This is a genomic window from Marinobacterium sp. YM272, assembly GCF_050908845.1.
Lineage (GTDB): Bacteria > Pseudomonadota > Gammaproteobacteria > Pseudomonadales > Balneatricaceae > Marinobacterium_D.
Window position 1 is genome coordinate 2244817 of record NZ_CP194171.1, and the last position, 16004, is coordinate 2260820.

The 16004-nt window shown below is 57.8% G+C and carries 18 protein-coding genes; 13 read left to right on the forward strand and 5 right to left on the reverse strand.

What is annotated here, in order from left to right; translation table 11 throughout:
- Window positions 1-858, forward strand: a complete 858-nt coding sequence (locus ACQUQP_RS10045) for a DUF4892 domain-containing protein (RefSeq protein WP_432694895.1) — start codon at window positions 1-3, stop codon at window positions 856-858.
- A gap of 2 nt (window positions 859-860) precedes the next feature.
- The gene (locus ACQUQP_RS10050; RefSeq protein ID WP_432694896.1) at window positions 861-1709 is read left to right on the forward strand and encodes a patatin-like phospholipase family protein; all 849 of its coding nucleotides are present in this window, start codon (window positions 861-863) and stop codon (window positions 1707-1709) included.
- On the opposite strand, the gene folE is transcribed toward ACQUQP_RS10050, so the two are convergent.
- Both folE and ACQUQP_RS10060 read right to left on the reverse strand, forming a co-directional pair.
- Window positions 1695-2234 carry a GTP cyclohydrolase I FolE gene (gene folE / locus ACQUQP_RS10055; protein WP_432694897.1) on the reverse strand — a complete coding sequence of 180 codons (540 nt, stop codon included), beginning with the start codon at window positions 2232-2234 and terminating at the stop codon, window positions 1695-1697. The two genes, ACQUQP_RS10050 and folE, sit on opposite strands and share 15 nt — an antisense overlap.
- Before the next feature lie 100 nt (window positions 2235-2334).
- Entirely contained in the window at window positions 2335-2889 is a 555-nt protein-coding gene (locus ACQUQP_RS10060; protein WP_432694898.1) for a Smr/MutS family protein, read from the reverse strand.
- Window positions 2890-2953: 64 nt separating this feature from the next.
- On the opposite strand from ACQUQP_RS10060, the gene prmB reads away from it, so the two are divergent.
- The 7 genes from prmB (at window position 2954) to phaR (ending at window position 8402) form a co-directional block, all read left to right on the forward strand.
- Entirely contained in the window at window positions 2954-3874 is a 921-nt protein-coding gene (prmB, locus tag ACQUQP_RS10065; RefSeq protein ID WP_432694899.1) for a 50S ribosomal protein L3 N(5)-glutamine methyltransferase, read from the forward strand.
- 40 nt (window positions 3875-3914) lie between these two features.
- A complete protein-coding gene (gene aroC, locus ACQUQP_RS10070) occupies window positions 3915-5006 on the forward strand; it encodes a chorismate synthase (RefSeq protein WP_432694900.1) in 1092 nt (363 codons plus the stop codon).
- A gap of 51 nt (window positions 5007-5057) precedes the next feature.
- Entirely contained in the window at window positions 5058-5513 is a 456-nt protein-coding gene (gene speD / locus ACQUQP_RS10075) for an adenosylmethionine decarboxylase (protein ID WP_432694901.1), read from the forward strand.
- Window positions 5506-6357, forward strand: coding sequence for a polyamine aminopropyltransferase (gene speE / locus ACQUQP_RS10080; protein ID WP_432694902.1), 852 nt, complete (start codon window positions 5506-5508; stop codon window positions 6355-6357). Before speD ends, speE begins: the two co-directional genes overlap by 8 nt.
- 10 nt (window positions 6358-6367) lie before the next feature.
- On the forward strand, window positions 6368-7528 hold the full coding sequence (locus ACQUQP_RS10085) for an MFS transporter (RefSeq protein ID WP_432694903.1): 1161 nt from the start codon (window positions 6368-6370) through the stop codon (window positions 7526-7528).
- Window positions 7529-7594: 66 nt separating this feature from the next.
- A complete protein-coding gene (locus tag ACQUQP_RS10090; protein ID WP_432694904.1) occupies window positions 7595-7849 on the forward strand; it encodes a DUF6489 family protein in 255 nt (84 codons plus the stop codon).
- A 25-nt stretch (window positions 7850-7874) separates the two neighbouring features.
- Window positions 7875-8402: a polyhydroxyalkanoate synthesis repressor PhaR gene (gene phaR / locus ACQUQP_RS10095; protein ID WP_432694905.1), complete on the forward strand. Its 528-nt coding sequence runs from the start codon at window positions 7875-7877 to the stop codon at window positions 8400-8402.
- 23 nt (window positions 8403-8425) lie between these two features.
- On the opposite strand, the gene phaC is transcribed toward phaR, so the two are convergent.
- From phaC to ACQUQP_RS10110, 3 genes are all read right to left on the reverse strand, one after another.
- Entirely contained in the window at window positions 8426-9490 is a 1065-nt protein-coding gene (gene phaC, locus ACQUQP_RS10100; RefSeq protein WP_432694906.1) for a class III poly(R)-hydroxyalkanoic acid synthase subunit PhaC, read from the reverse strand.
- On the reverse strand, window positions 9490-10443 hold the full coding sequence (locus tag ACQUQP_RS10105) for a poly(R)-hydroxyalkanoic acid synthase subunit PhaE (RefSeq protein ID WP_432694907.1): 954 nt from the start codon (window positions 10441-10443) through the stop codon (window positions 9490-9492). The genes phaC and ACQUQP_RS10105 overlap by 1 nt, the downstream gene beginning before the upstream one ends.
- Window positions 10444-10512: 69 nt before the next feature.
- A complete protein-coding gene (locus ACQUQP_RS10110; RefSeq protein WP_432694908.1) occupies window positions 10513-11406 on the reverse strand; it encodes a LysR family transcriptional regulator in 894 nt (297 codons plus the stop codon).
- A gap of 114 nt (window positions 11407-11520) precedes the next feature.
- On the opposite strand from ACQUQP_RS10110, the gene leuC reads away from it, so the two are divergent.
- From leuC to asd, 4 genes are all read left to right on the forward strand, one after another.
- Window positions 11521-12942, forward strand: a complete 1422-nt coding sequence (gene leuC, locus ACQUQP_RS10115; RefSeq protein WP_432694909.1) for a 3-isopropylmalate dehydratase large subunit — start codon at window positions 11521-11523, stop codon at window positions 12940-12942.
- Window positions 12943-12956: 14 nt separating this feature from the next.
- Window positions 12957-13607, forward strand: coding sequence for a 3-isopropylmalate dehydratase small subunit (gene leuD / locus ACQUQP_RS10120; RefSeq protein WP_432694910.1), 651 nt, complete (start codon window positions 12957-12959; stop codon window positions 13605-13607).
- A gap of 15 nt (window positions 13608-13622) precedes the next feature.
- Window positions 13623-14702, forward strand: a complete 1080-nt coding sequence (leuB, locus tag ACQUQP_RS10125; RefSeq protein ID WP_432694911.1) for a 3-isopropylmalate dehydrogenase — start codon at window positions 13623-13625, stop codon at window positions 14700-14702.
- Between the two features lie 162 nt (window positions 14703-14864).
- Window positions 14865-15980, forward strand: a complete 1116-nt coding sequence (asd, locus tag ACQUQP_RS10130) for an aspartate-semialdehyde dehydrogenase (RefSeq protein ID WP_432694912.1) — start codon at window positions 14865-14867, stop codon at window positions 15978-15980.
- Window positions 15981-16004 lie beyond the last annotated feature (24 nt).

Sequence of the window (16004 nt, forward strand, 5' to 3'; positions counted from 1 at the left end):
ATGCGAATATCCGCTGCTGGATTGAAACTATTGCTGGTTCTTTCAGTTCTCTGTGCCAGTGTGTCTGCACAGGCTGGCCTGCCGGACTGGCTGGAGCCCGTACCCAGAAGCCAGGCGATTCAGGAACGCTCGATGAATGCACCCGATTACCGGCTGATACTGGGGCGTGTTCTGAAGATTAACGGTCTGATACGCACCGACCGGGAGTTGCGTCTCAGCGGAGTGCTGGAGCGTACAACCTGGCAGCTGCCCTCCTCGGAAACCCCTGAATCAGGCTTTCGCTATTTTCGTGATCAATTGCTGAAAAACGGTGCAGAGATACTGTTTGAGTGTGAGGGGCGCCAGTGTGGGGCCAGTAATATCTGGGCTAACGATCTGTTCGAAACGGCGCGTCTCTACGGTGTCGACGAGACGCAGAGGTACCTGGCAGCACGTAGCGGAAATGACTACCTGGTGGTCTATGCGGTGCGCCGGGGTAACGGACGAATGTTTTTGAACCTTGATTGGGTCGTGGACGAGTCCAGCGCGGGAAATGAGTGGGTGGATGTGCTCGCCCGGCAGGGCTACACGGTGCTTCCCGGCTGGCCGGAGGCTCCCGACCAGGCGGTTGAAAGCCTGGTCTCTCTGTTGCGTGAGGAGTCTTCGTTGCGCATTGCGCTGGTGGTGCATCAGGCGGGTCGGGATATGGAACTCGGCTTACGTCAGTCCAAAGAGTTTGCTGACAGACTGAAAGATCTGGTGGTCGCCGAAGGCGTCGATGCCGACAGGATTCAGTCATATGGTGTTGGTGCCCTGTCGCCCGAGGTTCTGGGTGGGCGCAAGCAGTTGGCTGTTGTGATCAGGCTGTCAGGAGGCTGAGCATGGCAAGGGTCTCGTTGGTTCTGGGGGCTGGAGGAGCGCGGGGGTATGCACATATAGGTGTTATCGCCGAGCTGGAGGCACGTGGCTACGAGATTGTCGGTATAGCGGGAAGTTCAATGGGGGCCGTGGTTGGCGGGCTCTATGCGGCGGGAGGATTGGCAGAATACCGGCGTTGGGTAGAAACGCTCAGCTGGGTTGATGTGGTGCGCCTGCTCGATCTGAGCTTTCGTAACGTATCGGTGCGCGGTGACAAGGTCTTCGCCCGCATTCGTGATCTGATCGGTGACCCCGACATTGAGTCGCTGCCGATAGGGTATACGGCCATTGCCACCGACCTGCGCTCAAGCAAGGAGGTCTGGTTTCGTCATGGCAGTCTGCTCGCGGCCATGCGAGCCTCCATCGCGATCCCTGGAATCGTTACGCCGGTAAGCTGGAACCAACGGCTTCTGGTTGATGGCGGTGTTCTTAATCCGCTGCCGATCGTCGCTGCCGTAGCTCAGCAGGCCGATCTGATCATAGCGGTTGATGTGAATGCCCAGCGTCTGTCGCTTGCCCGGCAGCTTCAGTTTCAGGAGGTTCAGGATGAGCAGTCGCCCACGAGGCTCGGCAGGATCGGCGTGTTACTGAGTACCGTTGAAGTGATGCAGAGCGCCCTGACCAAGTACAAGATCGCCGGGTACAGTCCGGACCTGGTGGTCAGGGTGCCCAAGGATATCGGCGGCTTTCACGAGTTTCATCGTGCCGGGGAGCTCATAGACGCCGGCCAGGAGATGGCGCGGCGTCAGCTTGATGCGTTTGAGCAGGGCGAAGAGCCGGGGGAGATTGAATTCGTCTCAGTTGACCAGTGACAGGAATTCGTTGCGTGTCGCCGGGTTGGAGCGGAAGGTGCCGAGCATCATGGAGGTTTTCATTTCCCCATTCTGTTTTTCGACGCCGCGCATCATCATGCACATGTGTTGAGCCTCAATCACAACGCCGACCCCTGCGGCCCCGGTAACCTGCTGGATCGCTTCGGCGATCTCCTTGGTCATGTTTTCCTGAATCTGCAGGCGGCGGGCAAACATGTCGACGATGCGCGCAATCTTGGACAGGCCGACTACTTTCCCGTTGGGGATGTAAGCCACGTGTGCCTTGCCGATGAACGGCAGCAGGTGGTGTTCGCACAGCGAGTACAGCTCGATATTCTTTACCAGAACCATCTCGCTGTTATCGGACGGGAACAGGGCGCCGTTAACCACTTCCTCGAGCGACTGCTGGTAACCGCGGGTAAGGAACTGCATCGCCTTTGCGGCACGCTTCGGAGTATCTTTCAGCCCATCCCGTTCAAGATCCTCACCGAGCCGCTCGATGATCTTGGCGTAGGCGTTTTGCATCTCTGATTCCATCGGTGAAGTGTCTCTCTCGATTAAGCTGTGAAAAAGTGCGCTAAGTTACGACATCGGGCCACGAAGGTAAAGATAACAGACTTTGGCGCTAGGTTTTTTGTCGCAGAAGAACATAAACCGCGCCTGTTCCACCATCCTTGGGTTGCGCGGAGCAGAACGCGAGCACCGGATGCAGTTGTCGCAGCCAGTCGTTGATATGGGACTTCATCAGTGCGGGCTGGCCGGGTTGGGAGTAAGCTTTACCATGGACGACCAGGACGCAGCGCAGGCTATTGTTTTTGCAGTCTCTGATGAAACGGGCCAACTCTTCGCGCGCAGCTTCAAGAGTATAGCCGTGCAAGTCGAGCCCCGCCTGCCAGGGGATATGGCCCCGGCGCAGTTTTTTGATCTCTCTTATCTGTATGCCAGGCCCAACGAACAGCAGATCCTGCTCCGATTCAATGATCTCGACGGCAGTTGTGGAAAGTCCGTCAACGAAAGTTTCCGGCTCCTGTTCCGCCGCCTGGCGACGGTAGTCGCTGGCGTCGTTCCGCTGCTTGCGGACGCGGTTGCCGCGCAGTCGGGCACGGTCACTCTGTAGCGGGGAAACATCAGCTACAGCCTGGAAAAATTCGGATGCGTCGTTTGGCGGGGTATCAGACATGGCGTTTAGGGTACGATTTAATTAACATGTGCGGCCTGTTAAGCCTTCCATTATCGGACCTGTCATGAACCTGGATCAAGCTTCTCTGCTCGACGAGCTGGATAGCATTCGCGATTACATTCGCTTCAGTCTCAGCGCGTTTCATGAACATGGCGTTTTTTTCGGTCATGGCACCGATAACCCCTGGGATGAAGCGGTTCAACTCGTGCTCAATGCGGTGCATCTGCCCTGGGACACCCGGCCTGAGGTGCTGGATGCCAAATTAAGCCGCAGCGAAAAGCGCCGTGTGCTGGAATACCTGCGTCAGCGGGTGCAGGAGCGCAAGCCGCTTCCTTATATTACCGGAGAAGCCTGGTTTATGGGGATGCCGTTCAGTGTTGATGAACGTGTGCTGATACCGCGCTCGCCGATCGCGCAGCTGATTGAAACCGGCTTCGAGCCCTGGCTGCGACCCGGCCCCGTGGATCGTGTGCTTGACCTGTGCACCGGCAGTGGCTGCATAGGGATCGCGATGGCGCGCTGTTTTGAGGAAGCCGAGGTGGATCTGGTTGATATCTCCGCCGATGCCCTCCAGGTGGCGCAGCGAAATATCGCTAGGCACCACCTCGAGGACAGGGTGTTCGCCATCGAGAGTGATCTCTTTGCCGGCATAGCACCGGGTACACGTTATGACCTGATCGTCAGTAATCCGCCCTATGTGGATGAGGCGGATCTCAACACTATGCCGTCGGAGTTTCGGCACGAGCCGGGGCTGGCGCTGGGCTCCGGTCCAGATGGCCTGGATATTACCCGCCAGATTCTGCGTCAGGCCGGCGACTTTCTCAGCGATGATGGCTTGCTGGTGGTCGAAGTGGGTAATTCCGAGATCCATCTGATGGAGCAGTATCCAGAACTGCCCCTGCTCTGGGTGGAGCTCGAAGCTGGCGGAAACGGTGTGTTTACCATTACGGCGCCCGAATTGCGCCAGTTCGCTGATAGTATTTGATTGAACCTGGCCTTTGGTGCTCAGGCAGGAATAGGAACCTATGTCCGGAAACAGTATTGGCAAGCTTTTTACCCTGACCACGTTTGGTGAGAGCCACGGTCCCGCACTGGGCTGCATCATCGACGGTTGCCCGCCGGGGATCGAAATCTCCGAAGCCGACCTGCAAGTGGAGCTCGATCGTCGTAAACCCGGTACCTCGCGCCACACCACGCAGCGCCGCGAGGCGGATGAGGTGCGGATACTCTCCGGCGTGTTCGAGGGGCGTACCACAGGTACCTCGATCGGGCTGCTGATCGAAAACACCGATCAACGCTCCAAGGATTACGGCAACATCAAGGATACGTTCCGCCCGGCGCATGCTGACTACACCTACAGCCAGAAGTACGGGATTCGTGATTATCGCGGTGGTGGACGTTCGTCGGCGCGGGAGACCGCCATGCGCGTCGCGGCCGGTGCCGTTGCGAAAAAAGTGTTGGCTGGCATGGGCGTCCAGGTCCGGGGCTACCTGTCTCAGCTCGGTCCTGTGAAAGTGGATATGGCTCGGTTTGACTGGAATGTGGTCAATACCAATCCGTTTTTCTCCCCGGATGCCGAGGTGGTGGCGGAGATGGAAACGTATATGGATGCGCTGCGCAAGGAGGGTAACTCCGTGGGTGCACGTATCAACGTGGTTGCCTCTGGCGTGCCGGTGGGTCTAGGAGAGCCGATCTTTGACCGTCTTGATGCAGAGCTGGCCCACAGCCTGATGAGCATCAATGCCGTCAAAGGGGTCGAGATCGGTGATGGCTTCGATGTTGTCGCGCAAAAGGGCACCGAACATCGTGATGAGATGGCACCGGAAGGTTTTCTCTCCAATCATGCCGGCGGCATTCTCGGCGGCATTTCAACAGGCCAGGATATCCTTGCCAGTATCGCTCTGAAGCCGACTTCCAGCCTGCGTCTGCCGGGTAAAAGTATCAATGCCCAGGGCGAACCTATCGAAGTTGTCACAAAAGGTCGTCACGATCCCTGTGTAGGTATACGTGCGACACCGATCGCGGAGGCGATGGTGGCGATCACTCTGCTCGATCATCTGCTGCGTGACCGTGCGCAGAATGGCGATGTAGAGCGCCAGGTACCGGAGCTTCGCTAAGCGAAGTGCCGGTATTTGGGTTTGCAGACTGACTGATTCGGAGGGATGAATATGCTGAAACCTGTCGACCGTGCCGCTGGCAGCCTCGGCGATTCGCGCCCGGATACCGAATCAGAAGAGGTGCGCAAGGATTACTTTATCCAGCGCGAGGGTTATCAGTTCGCCGGCACCCACCTGATTATCGACCTCTTCGGTGCCTCCCGTCTGGACGAGCTGGAGTGGATGGAAAATGCGCTGCGCGACGCGGTCGTTGCGTCTGAAGCGACGTTGTTGCACCTGCATCTGCATCATTTTACGCCTAATGGCGGTATCTCCGGTGTCGCCGTGCTGGCCGAATCCCATATCAGCGTTCACACCTGGCCGGAGCGGGATTTTGCCGCCTTTGATGTGTTCATGTGTGGCGATTCGCGCCCCGAGCAGAGTATCGCCGTACTGGAAGCGGCCTTCGCGCCGCGGGAACTCAAGGTAACCGAACTACAGCGTGGGCGGGTGGAGAGTGATGGCTAAATTCGAAGAGCGCCTGCATGCCGGATACGGTCAGACACTGAACATCGATGAAGTGCTGTTTGAATACCGCACCGAGCACCAGGATCTAATCATCTTCCGTAATGAAAGCTTTGGCCGGGTGATGGCGCTGGACGGCATTGTCCAGACCACAGAGGCTGATGAGTTCATTTATCACGAAATGCTCACCCATGTGCCACTGTTTGCCCATGGTTCTGCGCGCTCGGTACTGATTATCGGCGGCGGTGATGGCGGCATGCTGCGTGAGGTGTTGAAGCACGCCAGGGTCGAAGCCGTGACGCAGGTGGAGATTGACGCATCGGTCATCGATATGTGCAAGCGTTACCTGCCAAACCATTCCGCTGGCGCCTTTGATGATCCGCGTGTGGAGCTGGTTATTGCTGATGGCGTTGATTATGTTCGCGAGTCAGCAAAAACCTTTGATGTCATCATTTCGGACTGTACCGACCCTGTAGGTCCCGGTGAGGTGTTGTTCACCAGTGCCTTCTACGAGGGCTGCAAGCGCTGTCTGAATCCCGGCGGTGTGTTCGTGGCGCAAAACGGTGTGGCCTTCCTGCAGCTGGATGAGGTGGTAACCACCGCCAGACGGCTGGGCCCGCTGTTTGCCGATCAATGTTTTTACGCTGCGGCCGTACCGACTTATGCCGGTGGCATTATGACGTTCGCCTGGGCAAGCGATACGGCCGCACCGCGCCAGGTTGATGTTGTCGAACTGGAGCGCCGCTTCAAAGTCAGTGGTATCCGTACCCGCTATTACAACCCTCAGGTGCATGCGGCCAGCTTTGCGCTGCCGCAGTATATTCTCGATGCCCTAGCAGCCGGGTGACGGGGCGGCCTTGATTCCTAGCGTTCGCCTTTCGGGCTTCTACCTTTTCTACTTTGCTTTCCTGGGCGCGCTGGTGCCGTACTGGAGCCTCTATCTGGGCTCCTTCGGCTTCACCGAGCAGACCATCGGTGTGCTGATGGGGATGCTGCACGCGACCCGTATACTGGCACCCTCTCTCTGGGGCTGGCTGGCCGACATGACCGGTCGGCGCATGCTGATTGTGCGGATAGGTTCGTTCTGCGCCTGGGTTGTGTTTGTCCTGGTGTTCTGGGCGCAGACGCCACTTTACATCGCCCTGGTGACACTGGGCTTCAGTTTTTTCTGGAATGCCATACTTCCGCAGTTTGAAGTGGTCACGCTACGACACCTGGGGGATGACAAGCACCGCTACAGCCGCATCCGGGTCTGGGGATCTGTCGGCTTCATTGGTGCCGTGCTCGGGACCGGCTGGTTGATGGAGTGGCTGAATATACGTGCCTTGCCCCTGGTGCTGCTGGGTCTGCTGTTGCTGATCTGGCTTAACACCCTTGTAGTGCAGCAAAAGGCGGTATCAGTCAGTTCTAGTGCTACGAAGCCTGCACGAGTCGGGGCTGTCGTTCGTCAGCCTCAGGTTATTGCCTTCTTCGTTATCTGTTTTCTTGTGCAGTTCGGACACGGTCCCTATTACAGCTTCTTTAGCCCGATGCTTGAGCAGATGGGGTACCAGCGCGGAGTGATCGGGCTGCTCTGGGCGCTGGGTGTTATTGCCGAAGTTGTGCTGTTTATCTGGATGCATCGGGTGCTGGCGCGCTGGTCCTATCGGGTAATTATGCTGGTCAGTCTCTGGCTGAGTGCGTTGCGCTGGATGCTGACAGCGGTTTTTCCAGATCAGCCAGTGGTACTTGTCTTTGCCCAGCTGTTACATGCGGCCAGCTTCGGCAGTCTGCACATCGTCGGTATTGCCCTGGTGCAACACTACTTTCCACCTGAAACCCAGGGGCGGGGGCAGGCGTTTTTCTCGAGTCTGGGATTTGGGGCAGGAGGCTTTCTCGGCTCGGTTGCTGCAGGTTATATCTGGGCCTGGGGCGGCAGTATGCCTGCGTTCCTGATGGCGGCGGTTGGGTGCGTGGTTGCTATAGTGCTGGCAACAATCTGGATTCATCCGGAAAAAGTGCAGCAAAATGCTGCGTGACGTTGTTTTGCACTGCAGGTCATATACTATAGTTCAAGCAGTTAGACGACTAATGCGGAGTTCGGAATGAAATTTACCATCAATGTAGACATGACCCCGGAAGAACTTCGTCGCGCGCTGGGCCTGCCCGATGTAAGTGCGTTGCAGGATGAGATGGTTAGTCGTATTAAAGAGCAGATGGATGCTGGTGCCGAAGGTTATGATCCGTTGACTCTGTTCAAGCCCTACATGAACTCAGGGCTGGGATCGATGGAAGCGCTGCAGAAAATGTTATTCACCATGATGAGTCAGTACGGGCGCAAAGATGACCCGAAAAGCTGATACGGCTTGAGGTAAAAGTGAGGCAATGAAGGAGACTGACGTGCGCATTCTCAGGAAATACACCAACCGCAGGCTGTATGACACCTCCCGCAGCTGCTACGTGACGCTGGAAGACGTGAAGCAGCTTGTGCTTAACGGCGAGCAGTTTCAGGTTCAGGATTCCAAGACGGGTAATGACCTCACTCGAAATATCCTGCTGCAGATCATCTCCGAACAGGAGGCCGAAGGTCACGGCACGTTGCTGACCAACCAGGTGCTGCAGCAGCTGATCCGTTTTTATGGCGACAGCATGCAGGGCATGATGAGCCAGTATCTTGAGCAGAGCATTGCTGCGTTTCTGGAGCATCAGGATCGCATCCGTGAGCAGATGCAGAACATGATGGGGGCGGCAAACCCGCTGACCATGATGAACCGTTTTGCGGATCAGAATATGGCGGTGTGGAACATGTTTTCCCCGCGCGGTGAGGAGAGCGGCGCCGAGGGCTCCGCGGAAAGTGCCGATCAGGCAAAAACGGCTGACAAGCCCAAGGACGAAGGCAAAAACAAAGCCTAGTGTGCCAGGCAGGGCTTTCGGTGCTACTCCGAAAGCCAGTCGGCGATGGCGTTGGGAACCTGTTTCAGCGCTTTGGAGCTGACAAAGACGCCGATATGGCCGGCGTTGACCGTCAGTTCCCGGTAATCGGTGCTGGAGGTTGCCTCCTTAAGCGCTCGTGAAGACGAGGGCGGGACGAGATGGTCATGCCTGCCGATGATGTTCAGTATGGGGTGGTGAATCTCCGTTAAATCCACCCGCCGCTCACCGATCTCCGCTTCTCCCTTGATCAGCAGGTTCTGTTGGAAAAACTGTTTGATAAAGCTTCGAAACGCTTCCCCGGCCTGATCCGGCCCGTCATTGATCCATTTCTCCATGCGCAGGAAATTCAGCGCCTTGTCCCTGTCGCTGAGTTGGGTTGGCAGGCCCAGGTTTTTCTGTACACCCAGGCGCATCGGCATCAGCGAGTTGTAGGTGTCATTCAGCAGTTCGCCCGGGATGTTGCCGTAGGTTTCGACCGCCAGGTCGGCGTCCACCTCCCTGGCCAGGTGGCTGAGGGTGAAATCCGGGGTCTGAAAATCTACCGGTGTTACCAGGGTGATCAGCCTGTTGATACGTTCCGGGTGAAGGGCGGCATAGCAGAGGCTGAAGGTGCCGCCCTGGCAGATCCCCAGCAGGTTGACCTTTTCTGTGCCAGCATCCGCAGTACAGGCTTTTACGCAGCTGTCGAGATAATCCTCGATGTAGTCATCCAGGTCGAGAAAGCGGTCGGTTTCTTCAGGGTAGCCCCAGTCGATCAGGTAGACGTTGATGCCCAGCTCAAGCAGTGAGGCGATCAGGGAACGGTCCGGCTGCAGGTCGGCGATGTAGGGGCGGTTGACCAGTGCATAACAGATAAGCACAGCCGGGCGCGGCGTCTCGTCGACCTGTTCGGCTGCTTCGTAGTGGTAAAGCCGCACTTTGTCGTTGGTGAAAATCTCCCGTCTCGGCGTCGAGCCCACCTCGATCGATTCGATCTGCTGCAGCACCTCGTAGCTTTGTGTCAGGCGCTGATTGAACGTGCGCAGCTCTTCGCGGATTTTGGCCGCTGACAGGTCCAGTCCCTTCATTATTGTTTGCTCACTGAGCTGGCGCTCGTGTCTTTACGGTCTTCGTTGTGGGCGGACGCGGTGGAGTTGAGCTGATTTTTCAGCTCTGCAACTTCGTTTTTCAATGACGACAATTCAGTCAGTTCCCGGCGCAGCGACTTGAGTGCGCGCCGATGCTCATTCATCTGGCGGTGGATCCTTTCGAGTTGAACCTCGTTAGGGATGCCGAGCTGCTGTAGCTGGGTATTGCGCAGCTGTTGCAGAAACAGGCGCAGTTGCATCACCGCATTGCTGATGCGCCCGTGAGCCTGCCGATAGTCGTTGGTGACGATCGCTTCAGCATAACGCTGTTCGTAGGTTTCCACCCAAAGGTCGTGCAGCTGGCCCAGGCTTTCCACAGGCGGCGTGGCGTTCTCTATAGCGTCAAGAAAGCTGCGGGTAGCCGCGGAGTTGATCTCGCCGTAATGGGCGCTGTACTGACGCAGGGCGTGTTCATACTCGAGCAGGAGGTCGACGCCACTTTGCAGCTGTTTTTGCATGCTGTGCTGCAGGCCCAGCTGATCCGGTGTGTTCAGCAGACTTTTAAGGCCGTGAATAAATGGGTTATCCAGCAGCAAGTCATCCTGGAAGCTGTGCGTGCGGAACAGGGCGCCAAGCTGCTCTGGCAATTGCCAGCGGCTCAGTATCCACTCCTGCGTCAGTTCACGCAGGTGGTTCTGGAACTGGTTGATCAGCGCGCTCAGCTCGGTCTGGCTGGCCTGCTGTTCGAGTAGTTCGATCACCTGCTCCGCAAAACGGGTGAATTCCAGTGACTGGCGGGTCAGTAAAGCGATCAGCTCGGCATGGGGTGCCGACGGGGCTTCACGCGGGTCAGGGGTCTGCCAGGGTGGCGTCGCGCTACCCGGGGCGTCGCGAGTCTGTTTGTCCAGATAGCTTGCCCACTGCTGCATCAGCTTCAGCAGATCATCGGCCACAGGGCTCTCCGTCGAAGGAAAATTTACCTGCGATCTTACAGTGCCGGCCGGGGGCAAGGCTAGCCCGGCTCACGCCAACGGCTCCTTGTGGCGGCGCAGCAGGTTGACCAGTTCGCGGGCGGCGTTCGATAGCGTACGGTCGCGGTGGTAGATAAGCCCCAGCGGTCGCTGAATCGATTCCTTCGAGATCGGCAGGCGGGTCAGGCCGTCATCAATCATTGTTTCCGGTAGCAGGCTCCAGCCAAGTCCGATGCGCACCATCATTCGGATCGTGTCGAGGTAATTGGTACTGAGCCCAAGGTTGGGCTTGAGTCCCTGTTCTGACAGTTGGTTCCTCACCAGCTGGTGGGTAAAGGTGGTGGGTGCCGGCAGTAGAGCCGGGTAGCGGGTCAGCGCTTCGAGGTTCGGGCGATCCAGCTTTGCCAGCGGGTGCTCGCTGGAGACAACATACTGCAGGTGATCTACCCAGAGTGTCTCGGCGTGGATGCGCGGATCGCTGCTGGGAGCCAGGGTGATCAGTGCCAGCTCCAGCTCGCCGTTGAGCACGTTATCGTAGGCGGCTTCCGACTCATCGAAACTAAGTTTCAGTTCCACGCCGGGATAGCGGTTGCTGAAATCGCGCAGTACCGGCGGCAGGCGATGCAGGCTGATATGGTGGCTGGCCGCCAGTGAAAGTGGGCCGGCGACCTCGCCAGAGAGGTTTTGCAGCGACAGGGCAGCATCTTCTAGGGCGTGGAGGATTTTATGTGCCTGGGGCAGCAGGGTTCTGCCGGCTTCGGTTAGCGTGATGCGTCGACCTATACGGTCGAACAGGCGGCAATCAACCTGCTCCTCCAAGTGAGCTATCCTCTTGCTGACCGCGGATTGGGTCAGGAACAGTTTCTCCGCCGCGATCGAGAAAGAGCCGCTGTCGGCTACCTGGGCAAAGGCTTGTAATGTGGCGTTATCGAGTTGAGGGTTCATCGTGCTATTCCGACAAGGAATTCAATTTGAGAAAATAATGAATTTGTCTACCAGGGGCAACTGCACTAGCATGGCGCCACTGTCAAAGCATAATGAATACGGGGATTAAAGCTGATGGCCGGTAAAACCCTTTACGACAAACTCTGGGATGCCCATCTGGTACGTGAAAACGAAGATGGCAGTGCCCTGATCTACATAGATCGCCAGATCCTGCACGAAGTGACTTCACCTCAGGCCTTTGAAGGTCTGCGTCTGGCCGGGCGCAAGCCCTGGCGCATCGACGCCAACCTGGCAACGCCGGACCATAACGTGCCAACCACCGAGCGCGCTGGCGGCGTTGATCAGATCGTCGACCCGGTGTCCCGTATTCAGGTGAAAACTCTGGACTCCAACTGCGATGATTTCGGCATTGTTGAGTTCAAGATGAACGACCTGCGTCAGGGTATCGTCCACGTGGTGGGGCCTGAGCAGGGTATGACCCTGCCCGGTTCCACCGTGGTCTGCGGTGACTCACACACCTCCACCCACGGTGCTTTCGGCGCGCTGGCGCACGGTATCGGCACCTCTGAGGTGGAGCATGTGCTGGCCACCCAGTGCCTGATCGCCAAGAAAATGAAGAACATGCTGGTGCGTGTCGATGGCGAGCTGGGTGCGGGCGTCACCGCTAAAGACGTGGTACTGCACATTATCGGTGTGATCGGCACCGCTGGAGGCACCGGTTGTGCCATGGAATTTGGCGGCAGCGCTATTCAGAGCCTGTCTGTGGAAGGCCGTATGACCATCTGCAACATGTCGATCGAGGCGGGTGCCCGCGTCGGTATGGTTGCGGTTGATGAAAAGACCATCGAGTACTTCCGTGGCCGTCCGTTCTCCCCGAAGGGTGAACAGTGGGATCGCGCAGTAGAAGCCTGGAAGGACCTGGTGTCCGATGAGGATGCCGAGTTCGATCACGTGGTTGAGATCCGTGCCGAAGATATCAAGCCGCAGGTGACCTGGGGTACTTCTCCGGAGATGGTGCTGCCGGTGGACGCCAATGTGCCCAACCCGGAAGCGGAATCGGATGCGGTTAAGGCCGACGGTATCCGTCGTGCGCTGAAGTACATGGGCCTCGCTGCCGATCAGAAGATTACCGATATCCAGCTGGATCGTGTGTTTATCGGCTCCTGCACAAACTCCCGTATAGAAGACCTGCGCGCTGCCGCTGAGGTGGTCAAGGGCCGTAAGGTCGCAGCGACTCTTAAGCAGGCGTTGGTGGTACCGGGTTCCGGTCTGGTTAAAGCGCAGGCCGAGAAGGAAGGTCTGGACAAGATCTTTATCGAAGCCGGTCTTGAATGGCGTGAGCCGGGTTGCTCCATGTGTCTGGCAATGAACCCGGACAAGCTGGGCCAGGGCGAGCACTGCGCGTCCACCTCGAACCGTAACTTCGAGGGCCGTCAGGGCTTCGGTGGTCGTACTCACCTGGTCAGTCCGGCCATGGCCGCAGCTGCCGCAGTGGCGGGCCACTTCGTTGACGTTCGCGAGTTGATGAACCAGTAAGAGGAGCAGGAAAAATGAGAAAGTTTACCCAGCATACCGGTGTTGTCGCTCCTCTGGATCGTGCCAATGTCGATACCGATATGATCATCCCGAAGCAGTTTCTGAAGTCGATCAAGCGCGCCGGCTTTGGTCCGAACCTGTTCGATGAGCTGCGGTACATGGATGAAGGTCAGCCCGATCAGGATTGCTCTGGCCGTCCGCTGAACCCGGATTTTGTGCTCAACCAGCCCCGTTACGCCGGTTCCAGCGTGCTGCTGGCACGCGAGAACTTCGGTTGCGGCTCCAGCCGTGAGCACGCCCCCTGGGCGCTGGATGACTACGGCTTCCGCGCCGTTATCGCGCCGAGCTTTGCCGATATTTTCTACAACAACTGCTTCAAGAATGGCCTGCTGCCGATCGTGCTGAACGATTCCCAGGTGGATCAGCTGTTCAAGGAAGTGGAAGCCAACGAAGGCTATCAGCTGACCGTCGATCTGGAACGTCAGGTAGTCGTGTCTCCCTCGGGCGAAGAGTTCGCCTTTGAGGTTGACGGCTTCCGTCGTCACTGTCTGCTGGAGGGGCTCGACGATATCGGTTTGACCCTGCAGAACGCTGATTCGATCAAGGCTTACGAAGAGCGCCGCCGCCAGGAAGCGCCCTGGCTGTTCGATGCCATTCACAACTGATTCAGGAATAGAATAATGAGCAAGAATGTACTGCTGTTGCCGGGCGACGGAATCGGCCCGGAGATTGTTACTGAAGCACGCAAGGTGCTGGAAAGCGTCAACGCCAAGTTCAGCCTGGGTCTGGAACTGAGCGAGGCGCACCTCGGCGGCGCGGCGATCGATGCGACCGGCAAGCCGCTGCCGGACGAGACGCTGGCCGCCTGTAAAGCTGCCGATGCGATCCTGCTGGGCGCCGTCGGTGGCCCGAAATGGGACACCAACCCCGACTTCGCCATTCGTCCGGAGAAAGGTCTGCTCGGTATCCGTTCCGAGCTGGAGCTGTTCGGCAACCTGCGCCCGGCCATTCTTTACCCGCAACTGGCGCATGCCTCCACGCTGAAAGAAGAGGTGGTATCTGGCCTGGATATCCTCATCGTGCGTGAACTGACCGGTGGTATCTACTTCGGTAAACCGCGTGGCGTGCGTGAAAAAGAGGGTGGCATCCGCGAGGGTTACAACACCTACGTTTACGACGAGAACGAAATCCGTCGTATCGGCCGGGTCGCCTTTGAAGCGGCTCGTGCCCGTAACAAGAAACTCTGCTCTGTAGACAAGGCCAACGTACTGGAAGTGACCGTACTCTGGCGCGAGATCATGGAAGAGCTGAAAGCGGAATACCCGGATGTAGAGCTGAGCCACATGTACGTGGATAACGCGGCTATGCAGCTGGTGCGCGCGCCGAAGCAGTTCGACGTTATCGTTACCGGTAACATGTTTGGCGATATTCTCTCCGATGCAGCGGCCATGCTGACCGGTTCCATCGGTATGCTGCCGTCCGCATCACTGGATAAAAATGGCAAGGGTATGTACGAGCCGTGCCACGGTTCCGCGCCGGATATTGCCGGTCAGGGCAAGGCCAACCCGTTGGCAACCATTCTCTCAGCCGCTATGATGTTACGTTACTCGCTGGATCAGGGCGAAGCGGCCGATGCCATTGAGCAGGCTGTCAGCAAGGTGCTGGATCAGGGGCTACGTACTCCTGATATTCTGTCCGAAGGTATGCGTGAGGTCAGCACATCCGAAATGGGTGATGCGGTAGTCGCTGCCCTGGCTTAAAGCCGGGCGGCTGATCTCCTTCACGCCGCCTCAGGCCGGTACGGGGCAGGCCCGACCTTAACAGGTTGGTCTGTCCCGTTCCTGTATCTGGCCTTCGGTCGCGGGTGGCTGTTGTGAAACAGCAAGGTTATTAAAAGAAACTCAATACTATTGGGGGCACGAATGAAACGTGTAGGTTTTGTAGGCTGGCGTGGCATGGTCGGCTCGGTCCTGATGCAGCGTATGCTGGAAGAGAAGGACTTCGATCACATTGCCGAGCCGGTGTTTTTTACCACCTCTCAGGTCGGCGCGGCCGGTCCGAATATCGGCAAGGATATTCCGGCACTGAAAGACGCGCGCGACATTGATGAGCTCAAGCAGATGGACGCGATCGTTTCCTGCCAGGGTGGTGACTACACAACCGAGGTGTTCGCCAAGCTGCGCGAGTCGGGCTGGGACGGCTACTGGATCGATGCGGCGTCCACGCTGCGCATGGCCGATGACAGCCTGATCGTACTGGATCCGGTCAACCTGGATGTGATCAAGGATGGCTTGAGCAAGGGTATTAAAAACTACGTCGGTGGTAACTGCACCGTCTCCCTGATGCTGATGGGTCTGGGTGGTCTGTTCAAGCAGGATCTGGTCGAGTGGGTCAGCTCCATGACCTACCAGGCGGCGTCTGGCGCTGGTGCGCAGAACATGCGTGAGCTGATCAAGCAGATGGGGCAGATCCACGCCGGTTCCGAAGCGATGCTGGCCAACCCGTCATCGGCGATTCTCGATATCGATCGTCAGGTGTCTGAAACCATGCGCTCTGCCGAGTTCGCCACCGACAACTTCGGTGTGCCGCTGGCCGGTTCCCTGATCCCCTGGATCGACAAAGCGGTCGAGATGGGTCAGAGCAAGGAAGAGTGGAAGGGTTTTGTTGAGACTAACAAAATCCTGGGCCTCTCCGACAACCCCGTTCCGATCGATGGTACCTGCGTACGTATCGGTGCCATGCGCTGTCACAGCCAGGCGTTCACCGTCAAGCTGAAGCGCGATGTGCCGATGGATGAGATCGAAGCGATGATCGCTGAGGCCAACGACTGGGCCAGCGTGGTTCCGAACGAGCGTGACGCGACCATGACTGATCTGTCACCGGCGAAGATCACCGGTACCCTGAACGTTCCGGTGGGCCGCCTGCGCAAGATGCGCATGGGGCCTGATTTCCTGAACGCATTCAGTGTGGGTGACCAGCTGCTGTGGGGCGCGGCCGAACCGCTGCGTCGTATGCTGCGTATCCTGATCGAAGGCTGATCACGCCTCGATTGCGCTAAAATC

Excerpts from the sequence above, each read along its gene's own strand:
- ACQUQP_RS10045 (WP_432694895.1), top strand. The coding sequence starts at position 1 with ATGCGAATATCCGCTGCTGGATTGAAACTATTGCTGGTTCTTTCAGTT.
- ACQUQP_RS10050 (WP_432694896.1), top strand. The coding sequence starts at position 861 with ATGGCAAGGGTCTCGTTGGTTCTGGGGGCTGGAGGAGCGCGGGGGTAT.
- folE (WP_432694897.1), bottom strand. The coding sequence starts at position 2,234 with ATGCAAAACGCCTACGCCAAGATCATCGAGCGGCTCGGTGAGGATCTT.
- ACQUQP_RS10060 (WP_432694898.1), bottom strand. The coding sequence starts at position 2,889 with ATGTCTGATACCCCGCCAAACGACGCATCCGAATTTTTCCAGGCTGTA.
- prmB (WP_432694899.1), top strand. The coding sequence starts at position 2,954 with ATGAACCTGGATCAAGCTTCTCTGCTCGACGAGCTGGATAGCATTCGC.
- aroC (WP_432694900.1), top strand. The coding sequence starts at position 3,915 with ATGTCCGGAAACAGTATTGGCAAGCTTTTTACCCTGACCACGTTTGGT.
- speD (WP_432694901.1), top strand. The coding sequence starts at position 5,058 with ATGCTGAAACCTGTCGACCGTGCCGCTGGCAGCCTCGGCGATTCGCGC.
- speE (WP_432694902.1), top strand. The coding sequence starts at position 5,506 with ATGGCTAAATTCGAAGAGCGCCTGCATGCCGGATACGGTCAGACACTG.
- ACQUQP_RS10090 (WP_432694904.1), top strand. The coding sequence starts at position 7,595 with ATGAAATTTACCATCAATGTAGACATGACCCCGGAAGAACTTCGTCGC.
- phaR (WP_432694905.1), top strand. The coding sequence starts at position 7,875 with ATGAAGGAGACTGACGTGCGCATTCTCAGGAAATACACCAACCGCAGG.
- phaC (WP_432694906.1), bottom strand. The coding sequence starts at position 9,490 with ATGAAGGGACTGGACCTGTCAGCGGCCAAAATCCGCGAAGAGCTGCGC.
- ACQUQP_RS10110 (WP_432694908.1), bottom strand. The coding sequence starts at position 11,406 with ATGAACCCTCAACTCGATAACGCCACATTACAAGCCTTTGCCCAGGTA.
- leuC (WP_432694909.1), top strand. The coding sequence starts at position 11,521 with ATGGCCGGTAAAACCCTTTACGACAAACTCTGGGATGCCCATCTGGTA.
- leuD (WP_432694910.1), top strand. The coding sequence starts at position 12,957 with ATGAGAAAGTTTACCCAGCATACCGGTGTTGTCGCTCCTCTGGATCGT.
- leuB (WP_432694911.1), top strand. The coding sequence starts at position 13,623 with ATGAGCAAGAATGTACTGCTGTTGCCGGGCGACGGAATCGGCCCGGAG.
- asd (WP_432694912.1), top strand. The coding sequence starts at position 14,865 with ATGAAACGTGTAGGTTTTGTAGGCTGGCGTGGCATGGTCGGCTCGGTC.